Genomic DNA, 20,767 nt, shown 5'->3' with positions numbered 1-20,767 from the left:
TTTACCCCAGGGCGCTCAGGTAATGCGAGCGCCTTTATATCTCACAACAATAGCATCATTTACGGGTGAATTTTGATTTGAGTTTTAGAAAACGCCGTTCATAAAGATAATACGATAATAAAGGGACAGTAATCAAACTCAATACATTGTAAGGAAATATGCTTAATAGCATTTTACTATCCCGGCCAGTAAATAACTGCTGCCATATGTATATGCCATACGATAGAATACCAATAAATGACAGAAATTTATTGTTTAACACCTTAAAAATCCAATCGTTTGCGGGTATGATATTGCTTAAAATTAAATAGCCAGTAATTACCGAAATCGCCAGGTTTACGTACAGTGATTTTAAGGTATAAAATTCGTCAAAGTGTAATCCAAACATTAATATTATAGCCAAAATATTGCCGGCTACCTTTGTTTGTTTGAGCCAAATTACCTTCAAAGTTTCTTTGGACGCCATCAACGCAAAAAAACAGCCGACACCAATTGATTGAAACTTTATAAAATAGTGAGTAAAACCGTAAATAATGCCACGATTCAAAACGGGAACAAACTGTTGCACTGTACACAATAGCGGCAATGTGAATACAATGCTGATAATGATATAATAAAATGCAGTTCTGTTGATCTTTAAAATAAAAGGAAAAAGGAGATAAAATTGTTCTTCAACCGATAATGACCAATAGTGACTGAAGTAATAAGTGAAATCATGGCTGCGGAAATAGCTAAAATTCATTAGATATAATGCAGAGCCAAAAAATTGAATCCAGGAAATGTTTAAACTGTAGAAATGGTTTAATAAAAACACCACTCCAATATATAAGTAGGCTAAAGGAAATATTCGCAAAAAACGCCTGATATAAAATTTTTTTAGCGATAAGCCACCTGTTACTTCTTTTTCTTTTAAACATAGGCTCGTAATTAAAAAACCACTTATTACAAAGAAAATGTTTACCCCCAACCCACCATTGAATATTGTAGTATAAAAATGATTATCAGATAACTGAAGGTGGTAAAATACAACCAGGATAATTGAAATGCCGCGAAATCCATTTAAGGAGTAATAATAGTTACTGCGCAATAAGCTGGATAAGACAGGCTGTCCCTCCTTGTGTGATGTCATACCGTAAAAATAGATACTCAAATAATTAAAACAAAAAAGGCCGCAAATTGCGGCCTCTCTCATGCATTACAATGCGATATTATTTTACTGCATCAACAACTGCTTTGAAAGCGTCTGGGTTGTTCATTGCTAAGTCGGCCAATACTTTACGGTTTAAACCGATTTCTTTAGCGGCTAATTTACCCATTAACTGAGAGTAAGAAATTCCGTGCTGACGGGCACCTGCGTTAATACGTTGGATCCATAAAGCCCTGAATTCTCTCTTTTTGGTTTTACGGTCGCGATAAGCGTATTGTAAACCTTTTTCAACTGTGTTTTTTGCAATGGTGTATACCTTGCTACGTGAACCCCAATAACCTTTGGCGAGGTTCATGATCCTTTTCCTGCGTCTTCTCGACGCTACTGCGTTAACTGAACGTGGCATCTTGTGTGTTTTTTGGTAGTGAGTGCCTGCATCTCGTGTGCCGGACTTAAAACTCTAATACCTGGTTTTAAAATTTGTGAATTACTTTCCGATACAAAGCATACGTTTTACGTTACCCATGTCGGCATCAGATACTAAGCTGGTTTGACCAAGGGCACGCTTACGTTTTGTCGACATCTTAGTTAAGATGTGGCTTTTGTATGCGTTTTTTCTTGCGATTTTACCTGTTCCAGTAAGCTTAAAGCGCTTTTTAGCACTGGAATTGGTTTTCATTTTTGGCATAACTCTATTTATTTGTGTTAGATATTAACGTTTCTCAACGTTTTATTTTCAAACCCCGATCTTGAGACCGAGGTTATTTAATTACTTTTTAGCTGCCTTTGGTGCAAGGGTTAAAAACATCCTTTTTCCTTCAAGCTTTGGTAACTGCTCCACTTTACCAACTTCTTCTAATGCCTGGGCAAAGCGAAGTAGTAAGATCTCGCCTTGTTCTTTGTAAACAATTGCACGACCTTTAAAGTGTACGTAAGCCCTTACCTTTTCGCCAGCTTCCAAAAACTTAATGGCATGCTTTAATTTAAACTCAAAGTCATGGTCATCAGTGTTAGGTCCGAAACGGATTTCTTTGATAACCGTTTGCTTGGCATTGCTTTTTATCTCTTTAAGCTTTTTCTTTTGCTCGTAAATAAACTTATTGTAATCAGTTACTTTACAAACCGGCGGTACGGCATTAGGAGATATTTCAACCAAATCCAATTCCTGCTCCTGCGCTATTGCAAGGGCATCTCTTAATGAGTAAACTCCCTGCTCAACGTTATCACCTACAAGGCGAACTTCCTGAGCCCTAATGAATTGGTTTATGTTATGTTCGGCTTCTTTTTTCTTAAAAGGAAGCCTTGGTCCTCTATTGAAAGGTTTGTTTAATGCCAAGTTATACTGTTATTTCTTTAATTATTTGTTCTTTAAAATCTTCTATGCTCATACTTCCCAAATCACCGGTACCGTGTTTACGTACAGAAACCAAGCCTTCGGCAGCTTCTTTTTCGCCCACAACCAGCATGTAAGGGATTTTTTTGACTTCAGCATCTCGTATCTTTCTGCCTATTTTCTCGTCCCTGAAGTCGATTAGCCCGCAAATATCGGAATCTTTTAATATATCAGAAACTTTTTTTGCATATTCTTCATATTTTTCTGATATGGGGAGTATAATGAACTGCTCGGGCGATAACCACAGCGGGAAATTACCGGCGCAATGCTCAATTAATACCGCTATAAAGCGTTCCATCGAACCAAACGGAGCCCTGTGGATCATTACCGGGCGGTGTTTTTGGTTATCGCTTCCAGTGTATTCCAGCTCAAAACGCTCGGGCAGGTTATAATCAACCTGGATAGTGCCCAATTGCCATTTACGGCCAAGGGCATCCTTCACCATAAAATCAAGCTTAGGGCCATAAAACGCAGCCTCACCTAATTCCACAACTGTAGTCAATCCTTTTTCGGCTGCAGCCTCAATGATAGCGCTTTCTGCCAGGGCCCAGTTTTCATCTGTGCCAATGTATTTTGCCCTGTTTTCAGGATCACGTAACGACACCTGCGCAGTGTAGTTTTCAAAGCCCAAAGCTTTAAATACATACAATACAAGGTCAATTACTTTTTTAAACTCATCCTTTACCTGGTCCGGACGGCAAAACAAGTGGGCATCATCCTGTGTAAAGCCACGCACACGGGTTAAACCATGCAACTCACCACTTTGCTCATAACGATACACAGTACCAAATTCAGCAAAACGAACCGGCAGATCTTTGTATGAACGCGGTTTTGTTTTATAGATCTCGCAGTGGTGAGGGCAGTTCATCGGCTTTAAGAAAAACTCCTCTCCTTCCTGCGGGGTCTTTATCGGCTGAAATGAATCAGCACCATATTTTTCGTAGTGACCTGATGTTACATACAGGTTTTTATGACCGATATGCGGAGTGATCACTTGCTCATAACCTGCCTTTACCTGTGCTTTTTGTAAAAAGTTCACAAGGCGTTCGCGCAATGCAGTTCCTTTAGGTAACCACAATGGCAAGCCCATGCCTACTTTTTCAGAAAAGGCGAACAGCTCCAGTTCCTTACCCAGTTTGCGGTGATCGCGCTTTTTAGCTTCTTCGATCATGTGCAGATATTCGGTAAGCTCGCTGGCTTTAGGGAAAGTAACGCCGTAAATACGGGTTAACTGCTTACGGGTTTCATCACCACGCCAGTATGCACCGGCAAGGCTCATCAGCTTAACCGCTTTTATAAAACCTGTGTTAGGGATGTGAGGCCCGCGGCACAAGTCGGTAAAATTACCTTGCGAATAAAAAGTAATAGCGCCATCAGGCAGGTCTTTGATCAGGTCAAGCTTGTACTCATCGCCTTTTTCTGTGAAATACTCAATAGCATCAGCCTTGCTCACCGGTTTGCGGATGTACTCCTCTTTAGTTTTAGCAAGTTCAATCATTTTATCCTCTATCTGCTTAAACTCGTCAGAAGATAAAACCTTGTCGCCAAAGTCAACATCGTAATAAAAACCTGTTTCAATAGCCGGACCGATACCAAATTTAGTACCCGGATAAAGGGCTTCCAAAGCTTCGGCCATTAAGTGGGCCGATGAATGCCAGAAAGTTGACTTGCCATCGGCATCATTCCAGGTTAATAATTTAACATGGGCATCCTGCTCAATGGGGCGACTTGCGTCCCAAACCTGGCCGTCAACTTCGGCTGCTAATACGTTACGCGCTAAGCCTTCAGAAATCGACTGGGCGATTTGCATGGAAGAGATCCCTTTGTCATACTGACGAGACGGATCCATCGGGAAGTGTAATGTTAATCATCTACAACTATGATTTAAAGTTTTATAAAATTACGTTTAAACGGTCACCTACAAAGTGACCCTCATTTTGTGGGTACAAAAATAGAATTTTAAATAGCATTTAACATCAAAGCAGTTTCAAATTTTTGTTTGATAGGGATTTTCAGACTCACACCATAGAAAATAAAATGGGGCGTCTTCATTTTCATATAAATTGAAAATGAAGATGCCCCATCAGTTTATGTATTGAGCCTACTTAAAAGCCTCGTTCGACGGATTTGAATTAACAGATGTTTCTTTAACCTTAAATTCAATTGGTTGCCCAACCAGGATGGCCTTTACAGAGAACGGAATTTTAATACCTCCGTTTATTCCTTCGTAGTTACCAAACTCAACAGTCAGGTCATTTGCCCCTTCAATGGTTTGTTTAAGCTTCAGTCCTGTTTTTTGGCTGTAATAATTATGGATATGAATCTCGGTACCTATATTGATATCAACCTCGTAGGCAAGCTCGTTATTTACCACTCTTAAAATAGGCTGCAGCGTTATGTTTTGATTTATCCGTTCATAATCAAGTTCAGGAAACGGGCGGCTTTTAAGTTTGATCATTTTTTTAGCTGCATCATCAAGCTGTACATCCCTGTTAACCTGCCTTGCTTTTATGCTATCGCCATTAAGTGTTATATGCGACACAACAAGGTTATTATATGAGGGTACTATTGCTTCCTGGTAGTACTTATCAGGCATTTTATACCGGGTTACCAATTGCACATCAGCGCCTTGTATATTGCCAACTGCCGATGTTTGCAGATCGCGAATATTCTTGAGTTTGTCGGCACCGCCAATGGCATCTAAATACGCCTTGATCACAGTACTTGCAGTTGTGCCTTGTGGAATTGGAAGCCCGCTGTATGAATTATTTTCGGGGTTAACATCAGGTAAATTATGATCAGGATCGATGGTTGCATAAGCAATTTTCGAGGTCGATTTGTACGGGAAGGTCCAGGTATCGCCGCGCTGCCAGATCTCAGCCGGAAGTTTTACAATGCCGGTTTTTCCGTTCTCTTCTTTAATTGATATGGTAACCGGCAATGCCATTTCTTCCAGGTTTACAATGGTGATCATAGCACCTTTGGTGGCATCATTATCAGGATATGAAATATCCTTTATACCCTGATCAACTTTCCAGGTGGTGAAAAACCATTCGTTCCAAAACCAGCTCAGGTCCTCACCTGCGGCATTATCCATCGTATGGAAAAAATCCCAAGGAGTTGGGTGTTTAAACGCCCATCGTTTGATATAGGTTTTAAATGCATAATCAAAACGTTCTTCACCTAAGATCTGTTCTCGTAAAATAGTTAATCCTAACGCCGGTTTTTCATAAGCAGCAACTGCTAAAAAATCCTCCTGTATCACATCGGGCGTGTTCATAATAGCCTCAGCACCTGGGCTAAATAAATAAGCGGCACTTTTTTGCTGATCGGGCTTTTCATAGTATTCACCCTTGTTAAATACCTTGGTATCAACATTATTTAAAAAGGTGTTAAAACCCTCGTCCATCCAGGCGTATTTACGCTCATTTGATCCAACAATCATCGGGAACCAATTATGACCAAACTCATGATTGGTAACTTCCCACAAACCTCCGTTTTGATTATTTGAGCCACAAAATACTATACCCGGGTACTCCATCCCTCCTACTATACCGGCCACATTAGTAGCTACAGGATAAGTATATTCAAACCATTTATCACTATACAATTCAATGGCGGCTTTAACATATTCGGTTGAGCGGCCGTACGAATTATTCCCTTTAGCCTCAACTGGATAAACTGATTGTGCAAGAGCTTTTTTACCACTCGGCAAATTGATCCGCGCAGCATCCCAAATGAATGCTTTTGACGCAGCCCAGGCCACATCACGGGCGTTTTTACACATAAAATGCCAGGTAAGCGTCGGCTTTTTCGGGTAATCGTTATTACGTAAAATATCAGTCGAATCTTTGATGATAACTGTTTTATCACTCTTACGGGCTTCGGCCAAGCGGTTTATCGAGGTAGGTGATAATACTTCAGCAGGGTTAAGCAGTTCGCCCGATCCTGCTACAACCAAACTTGCAGGCGCGGTAATAGTATAATCAAAATTGCCGTACTCCAGGTAAAACTCGCTTGCACCAAGATATGGTATGGTGTTCCATCCGGTTACATCGTCGTAAACTTCCATGCGTGGGTACCACTGCGCAATTTCATAGATCCAGCCATTTTTAGTATGCTGACGGCCCATTCTGTCGGTACCATATTCGGGAATATCAAAACCATAATCTATTTTGATCTGCAATTTGCTCCCTGCCGCGCGTAACGAATCTTTAAGCTTGATCTGCATACGGGTGTCAGTGATCAGGTAATCGGCTTTCAGCGTTTTGCCTTTATTAATGATATAAACCGATTTTATTTCGGCACCCTTTGTATATGATTTATTTGCGAACCTTCCACCCGAAACATTGCTTGTAGCTTCGGCGCGTGAATCCTCTTTATAGATATTCTGATCTACCTGGAGCCATAAAAAGCCAAGCGCATCCGGGCTGTTATTAGTGTAAGTAATCAAAGTACTGCCCTCTATCCGGTGTTTAGCGGTATCAAGCGTAACATCAAGCTTATAATCGGCCCGGTTTTGCCAGTATTTTGGACCTGGAGCACCACTGGCCGTCCTGAACTCACCGCCCCTTTCAGGGTAAAATATAGGGTTAAATACTTTATGCTGATCATACTTAGGTGCTGCCTGATCTGCATTTTGTGCTTTTACTTCACCGGCATAAATGCCTAAAACCAATAACAACGCGGCTTTGTAGAATTTCATTAACTGTGTTTTAATTGTGAGGGAAAGATATTAAAATATATTTGACTTGAAACGTAATTGCTTGGTTACGTAGTATCAGGCTCATTTGTTTATAACAATTACTAGTAAACTATTTTGCTAAAATGACCGTTGATACATTGTTGCAAATCAATCCCTATTTTTTATATTTTTGCGGATGATTTACGGCACATACAGTCGTTGATCGCAGCCCTAATAAATGGATATATCAGTTGTAGTACCTCTTTACGATGAAGTAGAGTCGTTACCCGAATTAACCACATGGATTAGCCGGGTAATGGACGAAAACCGTTTTACTTACGAGATAATTTTGGTTGACGATGGCAGCAAGGACGGATCATGGGAAATGATCAGGAAACTGCAAACCGGTAATCCCTTTATCAAAGGCATTAAATTCAGGCGTAATTATGGTAAATCTGCAGCCCTTAATACAGGTTTTATTGCTGCAAAAGGCAATGTGGTGATTACCATGGACGCCGATTTGCAGGATAGCCCGGATGAGATCCCAGAACTTTACCGCCGGATAATTGAAGAGAAATATGACCTTGTTTCGGGTTGGAAAGCAAAAAGGCACGATCCGCTGAGCAAAACTATACCTACTAAACTATTCAACGCGGCAACCCGCCGTATGAGTGGCATCCATAACCTGCATGATTTTAATTGCGGTTTAAAAGCCTATCGTAATGTTGTAGTTAAAAACATTGAGATTTATGGCGAAATGCACCGTTATATCCCGGTGCTGGCGAAGTGGGCAGGTTTTACCAAAATTGGCGAACAGGTTGTTGAGCACCGCCCCCGCAAATATGGCAAAACCAAGTTTGGCTTAAGCCGGTTTATCAATGGCTTTCTCGATCTGCTTTCGATATTCTTTGTAGGTAAATTTGGCAAGCGTCCGATGCACTTTTTTGGTACGCTGGGCACATTAAGCTTTTTTACGGGTTTGGTTATGGCCATCTGGATAATTTGGGAAAAGCTTTACAATATAGCACACAATCTAAAATACAGGGATGTAACCACGAGCCCGTTATTTTATATAGCACTGGTAGCCATTATATTGGGCTCGCAATTGTTTTTAACGGGCTTTGTTGCCGAGCTTGTATCGCGCAGCGCAAGCGAACGCAATCATTACCAAATTGAGGAAACAATTTAATTAGATTTGAGATGTTAGATATGAGATTTGAGACTTTTTGAATACTTGCCTCCTGTCTCATATCTAACATCTCAAATCTCACATCTATTCTAAAAACATGTTTTTTTCCATCATCATTCCTTTATATAACCGACCGCAGGAAATAAAAGAACTGCTGGAAAGCCTCACCTTGCAAACCTATCACAATTTTGAGGTTTTGGTTATTGAAGATGGTTCTGTAAATGATGCTGAAGCCATAGTAAATACCTTTACCGATAAACTTAACCTGCGTTATTTTAAAAAACAGAATGAAGGCCAGGGTTTTGCACGTAACTTTGGTTTTGAGCGTGCCAAAGGCGATTACTTTGTAATTTTTGATTCAGACTGCCTGATCCCTCCTGCTTACCTGCAAATTGTTAATGATTCGTTAGCGGCAAATTACCTTGATGCCTACGGCGGACCCGATGGTGCACATGAATCTTTTACTCCTACACAAAAAGCCATAAGCTATTCTATGACCTCCCCTTTTACTACCGGAGGCATTCGTGGTAATAAAAAAGGTATAGGGCAGTTTCACCCGCGTAGTTTTAACATGGGTGTTTCAAGGCAGGCCTGGGAAAAAGCAGGTGGTTTTATTATTACCCGTCTTGGTGAAGATATTGAATACAGTATCAGGATCCATTCACTAGGCTTTAAAATTGGGTTGATTCCCGACGCTATTGTTTACCATAAACGGCGTACTAACTTTTACCAGTTTTATAAGCAACTGCACTTTTTTGGGAGGGCCCGCATCAACATATCTAAGTTTTTTCCTCAAGAGTTAAAGCTGGTACATTTTTTTCCGGCTGCTTTTACAGTGGGTGTTATCCTTACTATTATTCTAAACCTATTTGGCTCTGTTTTAGCACCTGTAGGTAATTTTATACTGTTGATTTTCACTTTGTTAATTTTTTTCCATGCCTGGTGGAAAAATAAATCGGTAAAAATCGCATTTTTGAGCATTATAGCTGCCTTCACACAACTTATTGCCTACGGGTTAGGATTTATACAGGATTTTTGGAAGCGGAAAGTTTTAAGTAGATCATAAGCAATATGTACCACCCCTTTTCTGTAGCGGAGACCATTAAAACCGCATGGAATATTTTAAAGAAGAATTTTGCCATAATCTCGGTCTATTCGGTAGTTGCCATGATATTTGTGTTCATATCAGGCTTTGCCGTATTTTATTTTGATGATAATGCAATGGTGAGTTCTATTGGCTTTGTTGTGTTACTGGTTGAAATAACTTTCATATTCTTAGCATTTATAAAGCTGGTATTCAGATTAATGGACAAAGAATACTATGATTTTGATTTTAGCGAGATCATTCCTAAAATCAGGATGCTGGTAAGCTATCTTACGTTACTAGTACTGGTGAGTACATTAGCCGTTTTTGCAACCCACCTGGTTGAAGGTTTAAAAGAGGGTTTCGCCCAGGATTTTTTCAAATTTATTATCGGACTTGTCGTTCAGTTTTTTTCTGTTCTATTTTCCTATTTGCACCTGTTTCATTGTTGATGACGCGTCGGGGCCGATAGAATCAGTACAACAAAGCTTTTATTTGATAAAGGGGAATTTTTTAAAATATTTCTTGATCTTCATTATAATCGAAATATTGATGCTGGTTGCAGCAATTACCGTTGTAGGGTTAATAATAGCTATTCCATTTGCTAACATAATTTTAATGGCAGCCTATCGCAAACTGGTTTATAGCCACCTTGATGTGGATGATGACCTATCTGAAACCAATTAAAAATGGGATTTAAATCTGCATTAAGTAAAGTATTTGCTGCCTTTGTTAATCGGGAATTAAATAAGGTCCGTAAAAACGCGGTTGCATTTCAGCAAAAGGCATTTACAGATCTGGTGCATGTGGCCAAAGACACCAGTTTTGGTAAAGATCATCAGTTTGAAAAGATCAACAACTACGAGGATTTTAAGCGATTGGTGCCTGTACATGACTATGAAGACCTTCGCCCCTATATCGACCGAGTGGTTAATGGCGAGGAGGATGTGCTATGGCCCGGCAAACCTGCTTATCTCGCCAAAACATCCGGTACAACATCCGGTGTAAAATATATCCCCATCTCTAAAGAAAGCATGCCAGAGCATATCAAAGCGGCACGTAATGCTTTGCTAAGCTATATCCACGAAACCGGTAACGCTGATTTTGTTGATGGCAAATTGATATTTTTGCAGGGCAGTCCCATTTTAGCCGAAAAGCATGGCATTTCAACAGGCAGGCTTTCGGGCATAGTTGCACATCATGTTCCGGCTTATCTGCAAAAAAATCGCCTGCCGAGCTATGAAACCAACTGCATAGAAGACTGGGAACAAAAAGTTGATGCCATTGTAGACGAGAACTTTTAATGAAGATATGCGCCTCATCAGCGGGATCCCTCCCTGGTGCCAGATGTATTTCGACAGGCTTTCGGCTAAAGCAGGTGGTAAAAAGATAAAAGACATTTTCCCAAACTTTAAGCTTTATGTTTACGGAGGGGTTAACTATGAGCCTTACCGCGCCCGTATTGAGGAAAGTATCGGTTTCAAGATCGATTCGATAGAAACCTACCCGGCATCCGAAGGCTTTATCGCGTTCCAGGATTCGCAAAAAGAAAAAGGCCTTTTATTATTAGTTGATTCTGGGATCTTCTACGAGTTTATCCCATCCGATGAGTATTTTAATGAAAGCCCAACCCGCATTAATATTAAAGATGTAGAGTTGAATAGAAACTACGCGCTCATCATGAACACCAGCGCTGGTTTATGGGGATATAGCATTGGCGATACGATTAAATTTATTTCAAAAGATCCGTATCGTATTGTCGTAACCGGCCGTATCAAGCACTATATATCGGCCTTTGGCGAACATGTTATAGGCGAAGAAGTGGAGCATGCATTAATGAGTGTGGCTAAAGAAGAAGGCATTGACGTAGTTGAATTTACCGTTGCACCCCAGGTTAACCCGGCAGCGGGGCAATTACCTTACCATGAATGGTTTATTGAGTTTGGTACAGCCCCTGACAATCTTCAGGCTTTCGCCATAAAAGTGGACAAAGCGTTGCAGAATAAAAATATTTACTATTTTGACCTGATTGAAGGTAACATTTTGCAACCTTTGGTGATCCAAAGCCTGCAAAAAGATGCTTTTATAAATTATATGCGTTCGGAAGGCAAGCTTGGCGGGCAAAACAAAGTACCAAGGCTATCAAACGACAGGAAGATTGCCGAAGGATTAAAGAGTTTTATAAAATAAAGATAATTGAGTAACCAGGTAAAAAACATTGCCATTCTTGGCTCAACAGGCAGCATCGGTACACAAACACTTGATGTTATAAGGTGGAACAGCAATTTATTCAGGGCGTTTTTGCTCACAGCACATTCCAATGCCGATTTGCTCATTAGCCAGGCTATTGAGTTTGTGCCGGAATATGCTATTATCTGTAATCAAAGCAAATACCAGGAAGTTAAAGAGGCTTTAGCGCATTTGCCCATAAAGGTACTTGCCGGTCACCAGGCTATCATTGATACAGTAACGCATCCCGAAATTGCGGTTGTGCTGACTGCCATGGTAGGCTTTGCAGGGCTTGAACCAACTATTGCAGCTATTAAAGCGGGTAAAGACATTGCCCTGGCCAACAAAGAAACATTGGTTGTTGCCGGCGATATCATAACCGCATTGGCGAAACAAAATGAAGTTCAGATTCTACCGGTTGATTCGGAGCACTCAGCAATATTCCAAAGTCTCGTTGGTGAGGAGTATAAGTCGATAGAAAAACTGATCATTACCGCATCGGGCGGGCCTTTCCGCGGCCGCGGTCTTGATTTCTTAGCTAACGTTACCCGCGAAGACGCGCTTAAACATCCAAACTGGGTAATGGGCGCCAAAATCACCATCGATTCAGCATCGTTAATGAACAAGGGGCTTGAAGTAATTGAAGCTAAATGGCTGTTTGATGTTGAAGCAGATCAGATTGAAGTTGTAGTTCACCCGCAATCTATTATTCACTCACTGGTGCAGTTCAGGGACGGCTCAATCAAGGCACAATTGGGTTTGCCCGATATGAAGCTGCCTATACAGTATGCCCTCACCTATCCCAACCGGATCGAAACGAATTTTAAACGTTTCAGCTTTAGCGATTACCCTAATCTTACTTTCGAAAAACCAGACATGGAAACTTTCCGTAATCTAAGCTTAGCGTATACTGCTTTAAAGCAGGGCGGTAATATGCCTTGCATCATTAACGCCGCCAATGAAATAGCTGTTGCAGGGTTTCTTGATCGTAAAATTGGCTTTTTAACCATGAGCAGTATCATTGAAGAGTGCATGCAGAAAATAAATTTCGTTGCAAACCCTACCTTAGTAGACTATTTGAATACTGACAAAGAAACACGCATCTTTGCGCAAAATTATATACAGCAATTGCCCTCAAAGGCATTACAGTTTTAATATTACATAAATATAAATAATGAGTATAGTGATCATGGTGGGCCAGCTTATACTGGGCCTTTCAATTTTGATAATCCTGCATGAACTGGGGCATTTCCTGGCGGCACGTGCCTTTGGCATCAAGGTAGAAAAATTCTACCTGTTTTTTGATGCATGGAACGTGAGCCTGTTTAAATTTACATATAAAGGCGTTGAGTATGGCATTGGCTGGTTACCGCTTGGTGGCTATGTTAAAATTGCCGGTATGATTGATGAGTCGATGGATACAGAGCAAATGGCTGGTCCACCGCAGCCGTGGGAATTTCGTTCAAAACCAGCCTGGCAACGCCTTGTTGTGATGCTTGGCGGTGTTACTGTCAATGTTATATTGGGGATCCTGATATTTTGGGTGTTAACCATGCGTTTTGGTGATAGTTATATACCTAATTCGGCAGCAAAATACGGTATTGTACCTGGCGAAGTAGGTAAAAAAATAGGCCTTCAAATAGGCGACAAGGTTGTCGCTATCAACGGTAAGCCTTTCGAGCGTTTTGATGACCTTACAAGCCCGCAAGTGCTATTGGATAACACTGTATTTACCGTATTACGCGGCACCCAAACTTTGCAGATCAGCATCCCGCGTACCATCCTAAACGATTTGAACGATCATGACATTGAAGGTTTTATCAGTCGCCTGCCCCGTGCTAAGTTCATTGTTGATTCGTTGGAGCCAGGCAGTAACGCTGTAAAAGCAGGTTTAAAAAAGGGTGACAGTATTGTGATGGCGAATAACCATGCGGTTGTATTTTGGGATGAATTACAAGCTCAGCTATCGGCCAACAAAGGCAAACAGGTCGAGTTAGGTATAAAACGTAACCATGAATTGGTTACACTTAAGGCACAGGTTACACCAGAAGGAAAGCTGGGCTTTTACCGTGCAAAAAGCGATTTCCCGGATATCAAAACTATAAAATATGGTTTCTTCGAGGCTTTCCCTATAGGGGCGCAAAGAGCATGGGGAACCTTCAGAGATAATGCCAAAGGAATCGGCAAAATTTTCAGAGGTGATGTTAACCCGGGCAAAGCAGTAAGCGGACCGGTAGCTATAGCCAACCTGTTTGGTGGTACTGTTGATTGGGTTCACTTTTGGACACTGGTAGGCTTCCTTTCGATGGTATTGGCATTAATGAACCTTTTGCCTATTCCAGCTCTTGACGGAGGCCACGCGGTATTCCTGATCATTGAAATGATTAAAGGCAAACCGTTAAGCGATAAGTTCCTTGAACGTGCGCAAATTGTAGGCTTTGTAATATTAGTTACCCTTATGGTATTTGTTTTTGGTAACGATATTGTGAAGCTGGTAATGAAGAAGTGATTTAGAGATTAGTGATTGGATGTTAGAGATTAGTTGCCTCCCAAGCATATGAAATAAGAAGGCCTTTCAACCACTGAAAGGCCTTTCTTGTATTATATGAATTTATCAATCAATTGAATAGCTGTACAAATTAGAATTAGCTTTAAGCTTTGAGCATTCTGCTTTCAGCTTGTTTTTATACCGCAGGATCAGTTGGTTTCGGATTTTCGTAATTATCGGAAATGTTGTCAAAAGGTGATCTTTCATTTTTAAATACCGCTGCTGAGATCAGACTTACTATAGCGCCGAAAATGGCGTATATAAATACCACACTTACGGTTGCTATAACCGCAAAATATTTACTCACCATACTTAAGGCATTGTCTATTTGGTCCTGCGACAGGTTTCCTTTTGCTTCCATTTGTGCGCGCGAAGCAGTTAGAGCCTTATTAACCATTTCCGGACTTAATATCGCATAATACACATAAGTGAATACCGCCACGAAAACTCCTGTAAAAATCGCATATAAAAACCCGGATAAGAAACCTTCTCCATAGGTAATATATCCGCCAAGCTGGTCTTTGTATTCTTTTTGTGTTAACAGCAAGAAAGCGATGAAGGGCAAAAAGCTGAGGTATTTAAGAGATGAGTTGGGGTCAAGGTCCAGAAACTGAAATGCGTAAGTTATAACTATTGAGGTTACCAGGTTAATTAACGCCCACTTCAGGGCTGGTTGCGACGGGCTCGCTTTTTTATTTCCATGATATAGGTTATTTAGTGTTTGGTTAAAATTAACTAATTATCCTATATCATGTATATGTTTATTTTTTTACCCAGACAAACGTATTTCAAATATTTATCGCCGATATTTTGTTGTTAAATATGCTTAAGGAAAAGGTTATTATGCAAATGAGCCATTAGATACTTGTTTTATGGTCTGAAGTAGGTTAACGCCCAAGCCGCCTCGGTACCTACAACAGGCACAACCATTCGGATGTGCTTAATTACTCCGAAAAATAAATTAGTGTTAACTCATTAAAAATTCAAAATATTGACTATCAATTATTTGCATTCGTTATATTTAAAATGTGTTAACCCGTGTTAACCCCATTTAGATGCGTTTTTCCTGGTTTTAACTCCTCAAATTTGCTATAACAAAACAGGCCTTTCAAATTTGAAAGGCCTGTTTTGTTATACAATTAATGTTTTATTCTTTAAACGGATCCTGCTGGCTCCCGTTTAAAGAAGGCTGCGAAAATTATCGATAAAACAAACAAAAATATAATGCTTATACCTAACGACTGGATTTGCTGCCCTATGGTAACGCTTTTTCCGGTTTGAAAGCTTTTCTCCATCTCCTGAATCTTGGCGTCAGCTTCCTTCTTTTCTTCCGGTTTAGCAGTGCTTTCTTTCAGTTTATTCAAAGCGGTAACCATAGCTGTTTTAGTTTTCTGAGCCATTTGCGGTTCTATAGCGTTTGCAAATATCTGATCACGTAGTATAAATATGGTCAGGTTTGAAATGAAAAACATAATGAAAATTCCGGTGGCGGCCTGCCTCATTGTCCAATACCCGCCCACTTTGCTCCTCAGATTTATGCAAAACAAAGCAGCAATAGCTATCGGAAATATGTACGTGAAAAGTATTGCACCAACTGTTATTGCGACAGCCGATGCTACACTTACCATAAAATAAAAATAAATAATACTTACAACAGCCAATACTGCACCTAAAATCAATCCTTTGATAAGTCCTCGTATTTTTATGGTTCTTTCTAATTGTGCGCTCATTTAAGAGGGTTATTGAAAACTAACTAAAATTTCTAAAACAGCCATATCAAATTCCTTGTTGATGGCATTATCGGCAATCTCCTTTTTCTCCTCATCAGATGGATCGATATTTTGGAAAAAGCACATCATTGGGTAAAACAGTTCTTTAAGCTCTGAATCCTCAGGAAGCGTTGTTGCTACTTTACTGATCTCAGATGCCGGGCTTTCAATCAGGATTTGATTGGCAATAACCGGCTCATAAATGCGATATTCATCTTGGAACTCATCTTCATCAACCAATAAAAACTCCTTCAGGTAGTCTTCAAGTTCCGGTTCAATATCTTCGTCTTCACACTCGTTTAGATATAGTAAAAGATTAAGAAGTTCAGTACCACGGTCGAGTGTTTCTTCTTCAATGCTTTCCCACTCCGGTGTATCAAGATAATCTTCTTCCAGTTTTTTAACGTCTGCGCTAAAGAAGTTGATCATCAGCAAGTCGAAGAAGATTTCACGAAGTTCTTCTACTTGTGGGTTTTCATCAAAAACCGCATCAAGCTCATCTACTTTAGATAAAAAATCTTCGTCAGATGCAAATACGTCGCCAAACTCGTCGGTTAACTGGGTTGCATCAAAGCTGTTGTATTTTGAAAAAGCCTCAAGCGCTGCTATAAAGGCGGTTTCTATTTTTGGATCGATCATAGGTATGTTATTTAAAGATTTGTTTATTGTTGTAAGTTAACAATACTTTACCTTTTAAACGTTGCCCGATATAAGGCGAGTTTGCAGATTTAGATTTGTTGTTAGCCGCAGTGTATTCCCATTCGGCATCGGTGTCAAAAACCACGAGGTTTGCCTTTTCATCTTCAGCGATAACCGGCAGTTCAACACCAAGTATCTCGCGGGGATTAACAGCAAGTTTTTCAACTATAAGTTCAACCGGTAAACCCGCTTTTAAAGCCAGGGCGAAGGCTGTTTGTAAACCGATAATACCATACTCGGCAACTTCAAATTCCACATCTTTAAATTCAATTTCGTGTGGGGTATGCTGCGATACAATAGCATCAATAGTGCCGTCTTTTAAGCCTGTTACCAGTGCGGATACATCATCGGCAGTGCGCAACGGCGGTTTAACTTTATATAAGCTATCGAAGCCCAAAAGGGATTCATCGGTTAAAACTAAATGATGTGCAGCAACATCGCAGGTAACCTCAATACCTTTACGCTTAGCTTCACGGATCAACTCGACCGAACGCGCTGTTGATATAGTTGTAAAATGAATGCGTGATACTGTGTATTCCGCAAGATAAAGATCGCGGGCAACCATCAGTTCTTCGGCCAGTGATGGGATGCCTTTCATACCCAGCAGCGTGCTGATCTCGCCTTCGTTAACTTTTGCTTTACCTGCTATTGCTATATCTTCCGGATAAGAGAAAACCAGTGCATCAAAGCCCTGTGCGTACAGTAAAGCTCTTTCCATTAAACCGGCATCCTGTACCGGGCGACTGCCATCGGTAAAAGCCTTTGCGCCGCTTTGGTACATATCGTACATTTCTGCAAGATCTTTCCCTTCACGCTTCTGGGATATGGTACCCAGAGGATAAACATTAACCAGGTTACCTTTTGAGCGGTTTAGCAGGTATTCAACTTCCGACTTGGAATGCACCGGCGGCTGGGTATTGGGCATTAGTGCTATGCCGGTAAAACCTCCTGCCGCCGCGGCCATTGTACCTGAGCGAAGGTCTTCCTTGGTTTCAAGGCCCAACTCGCCTACGTTACAGTTAAGATCGAAAAAGCCGGGCGAAACATATTTGCCTTCGGCATCAAACAGTTCGGTATCGGCATCAATATCGTCGGCTATGCGGGTAATAACACCATTTTCAATTAAAATATCGGCAACTTGTTGATGAAAGGATGATCCGGGATCAAGAATAGTGGCTGATTTGATAAGCAAATTCATTAGCACTGCTTTATGTGTGGATTTGTATGGACCTATCCCGCCTGAATAACACCTTGTTGATCAGGCTTATAAAATCTGATTAACAATATTTCTGCAAGCAGGAAGATCAGCGCCAAAATTATACAAAGTTTCCATAATTGTGTGCCAAAATTTGATTCGGCAACAACACTTTTTAATGAGCCGTTTCCCGCTATTAATAAGGGCTTTGCATTTGGTATCAATTTTTCCAGGTCGGCTGCCGAAAAATAACTCATGTCAGATTCGGCACGGTCGTCGTTAACTGCAAGCGTCGCCAGCGTGCTGTCCTGTTTCCGGAGCGAATAAATTCCGGGTTCATTCAATTGGTCAGAAACATATAACAACGCACTTCCCTCCCGCTGCCTTGCATCCGGGATAATGCTTTGATTGCCTTTGATGAGTTTGAGCAATTGCTTTTCAGTGGTTTGTACAGGTGGTACCTCAAAATTTTCGTCGGTGCCAAGGGTGTAAAATAAGGGTTGGTCATGCCCGCTTAATAATGCCATCCTAAAAAGTATGGGTACAAACAGTGCATGCCTTTGCAGGTTACTAAAATCCTCGTTAAGGGGCACGGCACATACATAAACATTTCCTCTTCCGCTCCAGTACCCCCCAAAAAGCTTCGCCGGTAGCAAGCTTCATCAGGCTTTCCTGCTTAGCACCGCTTTTACTCAGTTGATAGTATTTTTTAACGGATGGTAAATCGGGGTTTTGAGGAAAGCTTTCAAACACGTTCTTAAAAACAGGGCTCTGCCTGTTAAGGGAAGCTACTTTTACATCCTGGGTTATTAGCTTTTCAGGATATCCGGTATTTAAGGCTAATAAAAATGACTTATAATTAGCCAGATCGGCATCGGCCGACGGAAATACAACCAGCGTCCCTCCTTTTGTCACGTACGTTCTCAACTGCTGTGCCAGTCCGGTAGCTATGGTTTTAATGTCGCTGATAATTACTATAGGGTAGCTATTAAGTGCAGTGTAATCAACGTTACCATCGGTTACACGGGATGCAGCAAAGAAAGCGTCAGATGCAAAAACAGCTTTCAGATATGGATTTGGAGCGCCTCCATCTATCAGCAGAACCGGCATTTGCTGCTTTACATTAAAACTAAAATAAAACTGGTTGTCAAATGTGACCGGATTGTCCTGCAACTTAATTTCACCGCTCTGCCATCCAGGTTTTAAGCCCGAAAATGATAAGGTATCATTTTGAACCTGGCGGGCATTGATACTGAAGCTACCGAGCGCCTTTTGCTCACCGTTAATTAATATTTTGAGGGGAATCTTTTCTTCTTTTTCTGTAGCGTAATTATGTAGGCGTACAACCAGTTTTTCACTTTCACCCGGGCGATGTACCGCACTAAGTAACCAAACCGAATCAACAGCAACATTTGGAAGGTTTCCGGCTTTAAGCTGAACAAGGTTAACGGTAATATTACTATCGACTTTCACTGGTTTATCATTTCTGTTTTTTTGAAAATCAGAAATAATAAACACCGACCTAGCAGCTCCCGGTTGATTTTGCAATAGGTTTTCCTGTCTGCTGATAACCTGTTGTAAGCTCCTGCTTTGTGAACTTACTTTAACCGCATCAACTGCATCATTAAATTCATCACGGCTCAACAGTCTTTGATGTTTACCTTCAAAATCTTGCGTAAGTAATTGAAAGCGATCGTTAATGTTATAAGCCGAAGCAATTTCCTTAGCACGGCGTTTAGCTTCATCAAGTAACGACCCCTCGCGGTTAAGGGTTTCCATGGAGTAAGAATTATCCACAAAAACGCTTATCACCTGTTGTTTACCAGCATTAGCATTTTGCGCGCCGGGGATATAAGGTCGGGCAAATGCCAGTATCAGAAATAACAAAGTGAGTAAACGCGCCGCCAATATCAATCGCTCCTTCAAATTGCGACGCGAGGCCTGCCGTTCCTGCACCTCTTTCAGAAACTGTACATTACTGAAATATACCTTTTTGTATTTACGAAAATTAAATAGGTGGATCACAACCGGGATGGCCAGACTTAACAACGCGAATAAAAAAGCAGGATATAAAAAATACATATTTTATATAGATGGTTGTGCTATTTACAAATGTGGTAATTAAATTGAATTTCTGTTATCTTGCAGTACCGGAACATGAAAAAAATCCCCCTGTTATTAATTTTATCGCGAGTTTTATTTGGTATCATAATTATTGCATTAAGCTTAATACAATGCCTGTATTTCCGAAACATCATTATAATATTAATGATACTCGGCTTACTATCAGATATTTTTGATGGAATCATTGCCCGACGGCTGAACGTTTCAAGCCCCATGCTCAGACGGCTTGATTCAGGTGTCGATCAATTTTTTGGTTGAGTATTGTGGCAGGATGTTATATCACCTGTCCACAGTTTTTTAAAGACAATCTGCTAAAGATAAGCTTGCTGGTTGCCATGGAAGCAGGATGTTATGCCATAAGCTATATCCGGTTTGGTAAAGAGGTGGCCACACACGCCATATCTTCAAAGTTTTGGACACTTGTACTGCTCGCAACTATGATTCAGGTTACAGTAAGTTGCTCTTCTGTAATTCTATTTAATATTTGTTTTTATCTGGGAATAGCTACCCGTATAGAAATAATAGGCATGCTACTTATTATAAAAGAGTGGACAAACGACATCCCAACTATTTACCATGCTTTTTTGATAAGGAATGGCAAAGAGATAACGCGCCATAAACTTTTCAATGGCTAATTGCAAGAAAACAATATGGCCTTGTCTCTTTAACTATCTTAATATCGGTCTTCCCTTTCAAATCATGTATA

Annotated in this window: 19 protein-coding genes and 2 pseudogenes; 9 read left to right on the top strand and 12 right to left on the bottom strand. The window is 40.6% G+C overall.

Translation table 11 applies throughout. The annotated features are described in order from the left end of the window. Positions 1-55: 55 nt before the first annotated feature. From ACQ86K_RS13750 to ACQ86K_RS13725, 6 genes and pseudogenes are all read right to left on the bottom strand, one after another. Positions 56-1,150: an acyltransferase family protein gene (locus tag ACQ86K_RS13750; RefSeq protein ID WP_176844410.1), complete on the bottom strand. Its 1,095-nt coding sequence runs from the start codon at positions 1,148-1,150 to the stop codon at positions 56-58. A gap of 58 nt (positions 1,151-1,208) precedes the next feature. Further along, a complete protein-coding gene (gene rplT, locus ACQ86K_RS13745; protein ID WP_022829871.1) occupies positions 1,209-1,553 on the bottom strand; it encodes a 50S ribosomal protein L20 in 345 nt (114 codons plus the stop codon). 81 nt (positions 1,554-1,634) lie between these two features. Beyond that, positions 1,635-1,835, bottom strand: coding sequence for a 50S ribosomal protein L35 (rpmI, locus tag ACQ86K_RS13740; protein ID WP_090525627.1), 201 nt, complete (start codon positions 1,833-1,835; stop codon positions 1,635-1,637). An 81-nt stretch (positions 1,836-1,916) separates the two neighbouring features. Continuing rightward, a complete protein-coding gene (gene infC, locus ACQ86K_RS13735; protein WP_090525629.1) occupies positions 1,917-2,483 on the bottom strand; it encodes a translation initiation factor IF-3 in 567 nt (188 codons plus the stop codon). A gap of 1 nt (position 2,484) precedes the next feature. After that, positions 2,485-4,411 (bottom strand): annotated as a pseudogene (gene thrS, locus ACQ86K_RS13730) (threonine--tRNA ligase). Between the two features lie 230 nt (positions 4,412-4,641). Then, a complete protein-coding gene (locus tag ACQ86K_RS13725) occupies positions 4,642-7,245 on the bottom strand; it encodes a M1 family metallopeptidase (RefSeq protein WP_176844411.1) in 2,604 nt (867 codons plus the stop codon). A gap of 217 nt (positions 7,246-7,462) precedes the next feature. Between ACQ86K_RS13725 and ACQ86K_RS13720 the strand changes: the two genes are divergently transcribed. From ACQ86K_RS13720 to rseP, 7 genes and pseudogenes are all read left to right on the top strand, one after another. Beyond that, positions 7,463-8,413, top strand: a complete 951-nt coding sequence (locus ACQ86K_RS13720; RefSeq protein ID WP_091164720.1) for a glycosyltransferase family 2 protein — start codon at positions 7,463-7,465, stop codon at positions 8,411-8,413. Between the two features lie 97 nt (positions 8,414-8,510). Beyond that, positions 8,511-9,479, top strand: a complete 969-nt coding sequence (locus ACQ86K_RS13715) for a glycosyltransferase (RefSeq protein WP_091164724.1) — start codon at positions 8,511-8,513, stop codon at positions 9,477-9,479. A gap of 5 nt (positions 9,480-9,484) precedes the next feature. Beyond that, positions 9,485-9,949 (top strand): hypothetical protein, encoded by a 465-nt coding sequence (locus ACQ86K_RS13710; protein ID WP_431200559.1) that lies wholly within the window; start codon positions 9,485-9,487, stop codon positions 9,947-9,949. A 73-nt stretch (positions 9,950-10,022) separates the two neighbouring features. Then, entirely contained in the window at positions 10,023-10,184 is a 162-nt protein-coding gene (locus tag ACQ86K_RS13705) for a hypothetical protein (RefSeq protein WP_431200558.1), read from the top strand. Positions 10,185-10,186: 2 nt separating this feature from the next. Beyond that, positions 10,187-11,687, top strand: a pseudogene (locus ACQ86K_RS13700) (GH3 auxin-responsive promoter family protein). 6 nt (positions 11,688-11,693) lie between these two features. Beyond that, complete coding sequence (locus ACQ86K_RS13695; protein WP_091164735.1) at positions 11,694-12,881, top strand: 1-deoxy-D-xylulose-5-phosphate reductoisomerase; 1,188 nt, start codon at positions 11,694-11,696, stop codon at positions 12,879-12,881. Positions 12,882-12,900: 19 nt separating this feature from the next. Beyond that, positions 12,901-14,235: an RIP metalloprotease RseP gene (rseP, locus tag ACQ86K_RS13690; protein WP_431200557.1), complete on the top strand. Its 1,335-nt coding sequence runs from the start codon at positions 12,901-12,903 to the stop codon at positions 14,233-14,235. Between the two features lie 175 nt (positions 14,236-14,410). On the opposite strand, the gene ACQ86K_RS13685 is transcribed toward rseP, so the two are convergent. The 6 genes from ACQ86K_RS13685 to ACQ86K_RS13660 all read right to left on the bottom strand — a co-directional run bounded on the left by ACQ86K_RS13685 (position 14,411) and on the right by ACQ86K_RS13660 (position 20,019). After that, the gene (locus ACQ86K_RS13685) at positions 14,411-14,926 is read right to left on the bottom strand and encodes a DUF4199 domain-containing protein (protein ID WP_431200850.1); all 516 of its coding nucleotides are present in this window, start codon (positions 14,924-14,926) and stop codon (positions 14,411-14,413) included. A 502-nt stretch (positions 14,927-15,428) separates the two neighbouring features. Further along, on the bottom strand, positions 15,429-16,004 hold the full coding sequence (locus ACQ86K_RS13680) for a DUF4199 domain-containing protein (RefSeq protein ID WP_091164756.1): 576 nt from the start codon (positions 16,002-16,004) through the stop codon (positions 15,429-15,431). 9 nt (positions 16,005-16,013) lie between these two features. Next, positions 16,014-16,682 (bottom strand): hypothetical protein, encoded by a 669-nt coding sequence (locus ACQ86K_RS13675; protein ID WP_091164758.1) that lies wholly within the window; start codon positions 16,680-16,682, stop codon positions 16,014-16,016. 7 nt (positions 16,683-16,689) lie between these two features. Then, positions 16,690-17,940, bottom strand: a complete 1,251-nt coding sequence (locus tag ACQ86K_RS13670) for a dihydroorotase (protein WP_091164761.1) — start codon at positions 17,938-17,940, stop codon at positions 16,690-16,692. A gap of 32 nt (positions 17,941-17,972) precedes the next feature. After that, positions 17,973-18,464, bottom strand: coding sequence for a hypothetical protein (locus ACQ86K_RS13665; RefSeq protein WP_431200556.1), 492 nt, complete (start codon positions 18,462-18,464; stop codon positions 17,973-17,975). Positions 18,465-18,519: 55 nt separating this feature from the next. Next, positions 18,520-20,019 (bottom strand): BatA domain-containing protein, encoded by a 1,500-nt coding sequence (locus ACQ86K_RS13660; RefSeq protein ID WP_431200555.1) that lies wholly within the window; start codon positions 20,017-20,019, stop codon positions 18,520-18,522. Between the two features lie 75 nt (positions 20,020-20,094). Between ACQ86K_RS13660 and ACQ86K_RS13655 the strand changes: the two genes are divergently transcribed. Then, positions 20,095-20,319 carry a CDP-alcohol phosphatidyltransferase family protein gene (locus tag ACQ86K_RS13655; protein WP_431200554.1) on the top strand — a complete coding sequence of 75 codons (225 nt, stop codon included), beginning with the start codon at positions 20,095-20,097 and terminating at the stop codon, positions 20,317-20,319. Positions 20,320-20,324: 5 nt separating this feature from the next. Next, a complete protein-coding gene (locus tag ACQ86K_RS13650; RefSeq protein ID WP_431200553.1) occupies positions 20,325-20,696 on the top strand; it encodes a hypothetical protein in 372 nt (123 codons plus the stop codon). Positions 20,697-20,767: the final 71 nt, after the last annotated feature.

The sequence above is a fragment of the Mucilaginibacter sp. P19 genome (assembly GCF_050632265.1).
In the GTDB taxonomy this organism is placed as follows: Bacteria; Bacteroidota; Bacteroidia; order Sphingobacteriales; family Sphingobacteriaceae; genus Mucilaginibacter; species Mucilaginibacter gossypii.
Note: the sequence above shows the minus strand (reverse complement) of the source record. Positions and strands in the feature narration are given on the sequence as shown.

Excerpts from the sequence above, each read along its gene's own strand:
- rplT (WP_022829871.1), bottom strand. The coding sequence starts at position 1,553 with ATGCCACGTTCAGTTAACGCAGTAGCGTCGAGAAGACGCAGGAAAAGG.
- rpmI (WP_090525627.1), bottom strand. The coding sequence starts at position 1,835 with ATGCCAAAAATGAAAACCAATTCCAGTGCTAAAAAGCGCTTTAAGCTT.
- ACQ86K_RS13725 (WP_176844411.1), bottom strand. The coding sequence starts at position 7,245 with ATGAAATTCTACAAAGCCGCGTTGTTATTGGTTTTAGGCATTTATGCC.
- ACQ86K_RS13720 (WP_091164720.1), top strand. The coding sequence starts at position 7,463 with ATGGATATATCAGTTGTAGTACCTCTTTACGATGAAGTAGAGTCGTTA.
- ACQ86K_RS13715 (WP_091164724.1), top strand. The coding sequence starts at position 8,511 with ATGTTTTTTTCCATCATCATTCCTTTATATAACCGACCGCAGGAAATA.
- ACQ86K_RS13710 (WP_431200559.1), top strand. The coding sequence starts at position 9,485 with ATGTACCACCCCTTTTCTGTAGCGGAGACCATTAAAACCGCATGGAAT.
- rseP (WP_431200557.1), top strand. The coding sequence starts at position 12,901 with ATGAGTATAGTGATCATGGTGGGCCAGCTTATACTGGGCCTTTCAATT.
- ACQ86K_RS13680 (WP_091164756.1), bottom strand. The coding sequence starts at position 16,004 with ATGAGCGCACAATTAGAAAGAACCATAAAAATACGAGGACTTATCAAA.
- ACQ86K_RS13675 (WP_091164758.1), bottom strand. The coding sequence starts at position 16,682 with ATGATCGATCCAAAAATAGAAACCGCCTTTATAGCAGCGCTTGAGGCT.
- ACQ86K_RS13670 (WP_091164761.1), bottom strand. The coding sequence starts at position 17,940 with ATGAATTTGCTTATCAAATCAGCCACTATTCTTGATCCCGGATCATCC.
- ACQ86K_RS13665 (WP_431200556.1), bottom strand. The coding sequence starts at position 18,464 with ATGGCATTATTAAGCGGGCATGACCAACCCTTATTTTACACCCTTGGC.
- ACQ86K_RS13660 (WP_431200555.1), bottom strand. The coding sequence starts at position 20,019 with ATGTATTTTTTATATCCTGCTTTTTTATTCGCGTTGTTAAGTCTGGCC.
- ACQ86K_RS13655 (WP_431200554.1), top strand. The coding sequence starts at position 20,095 with ATGAAAAAAATCCCCCTGTTATTAATTTTATCGCGAGTTTTATTTGGT.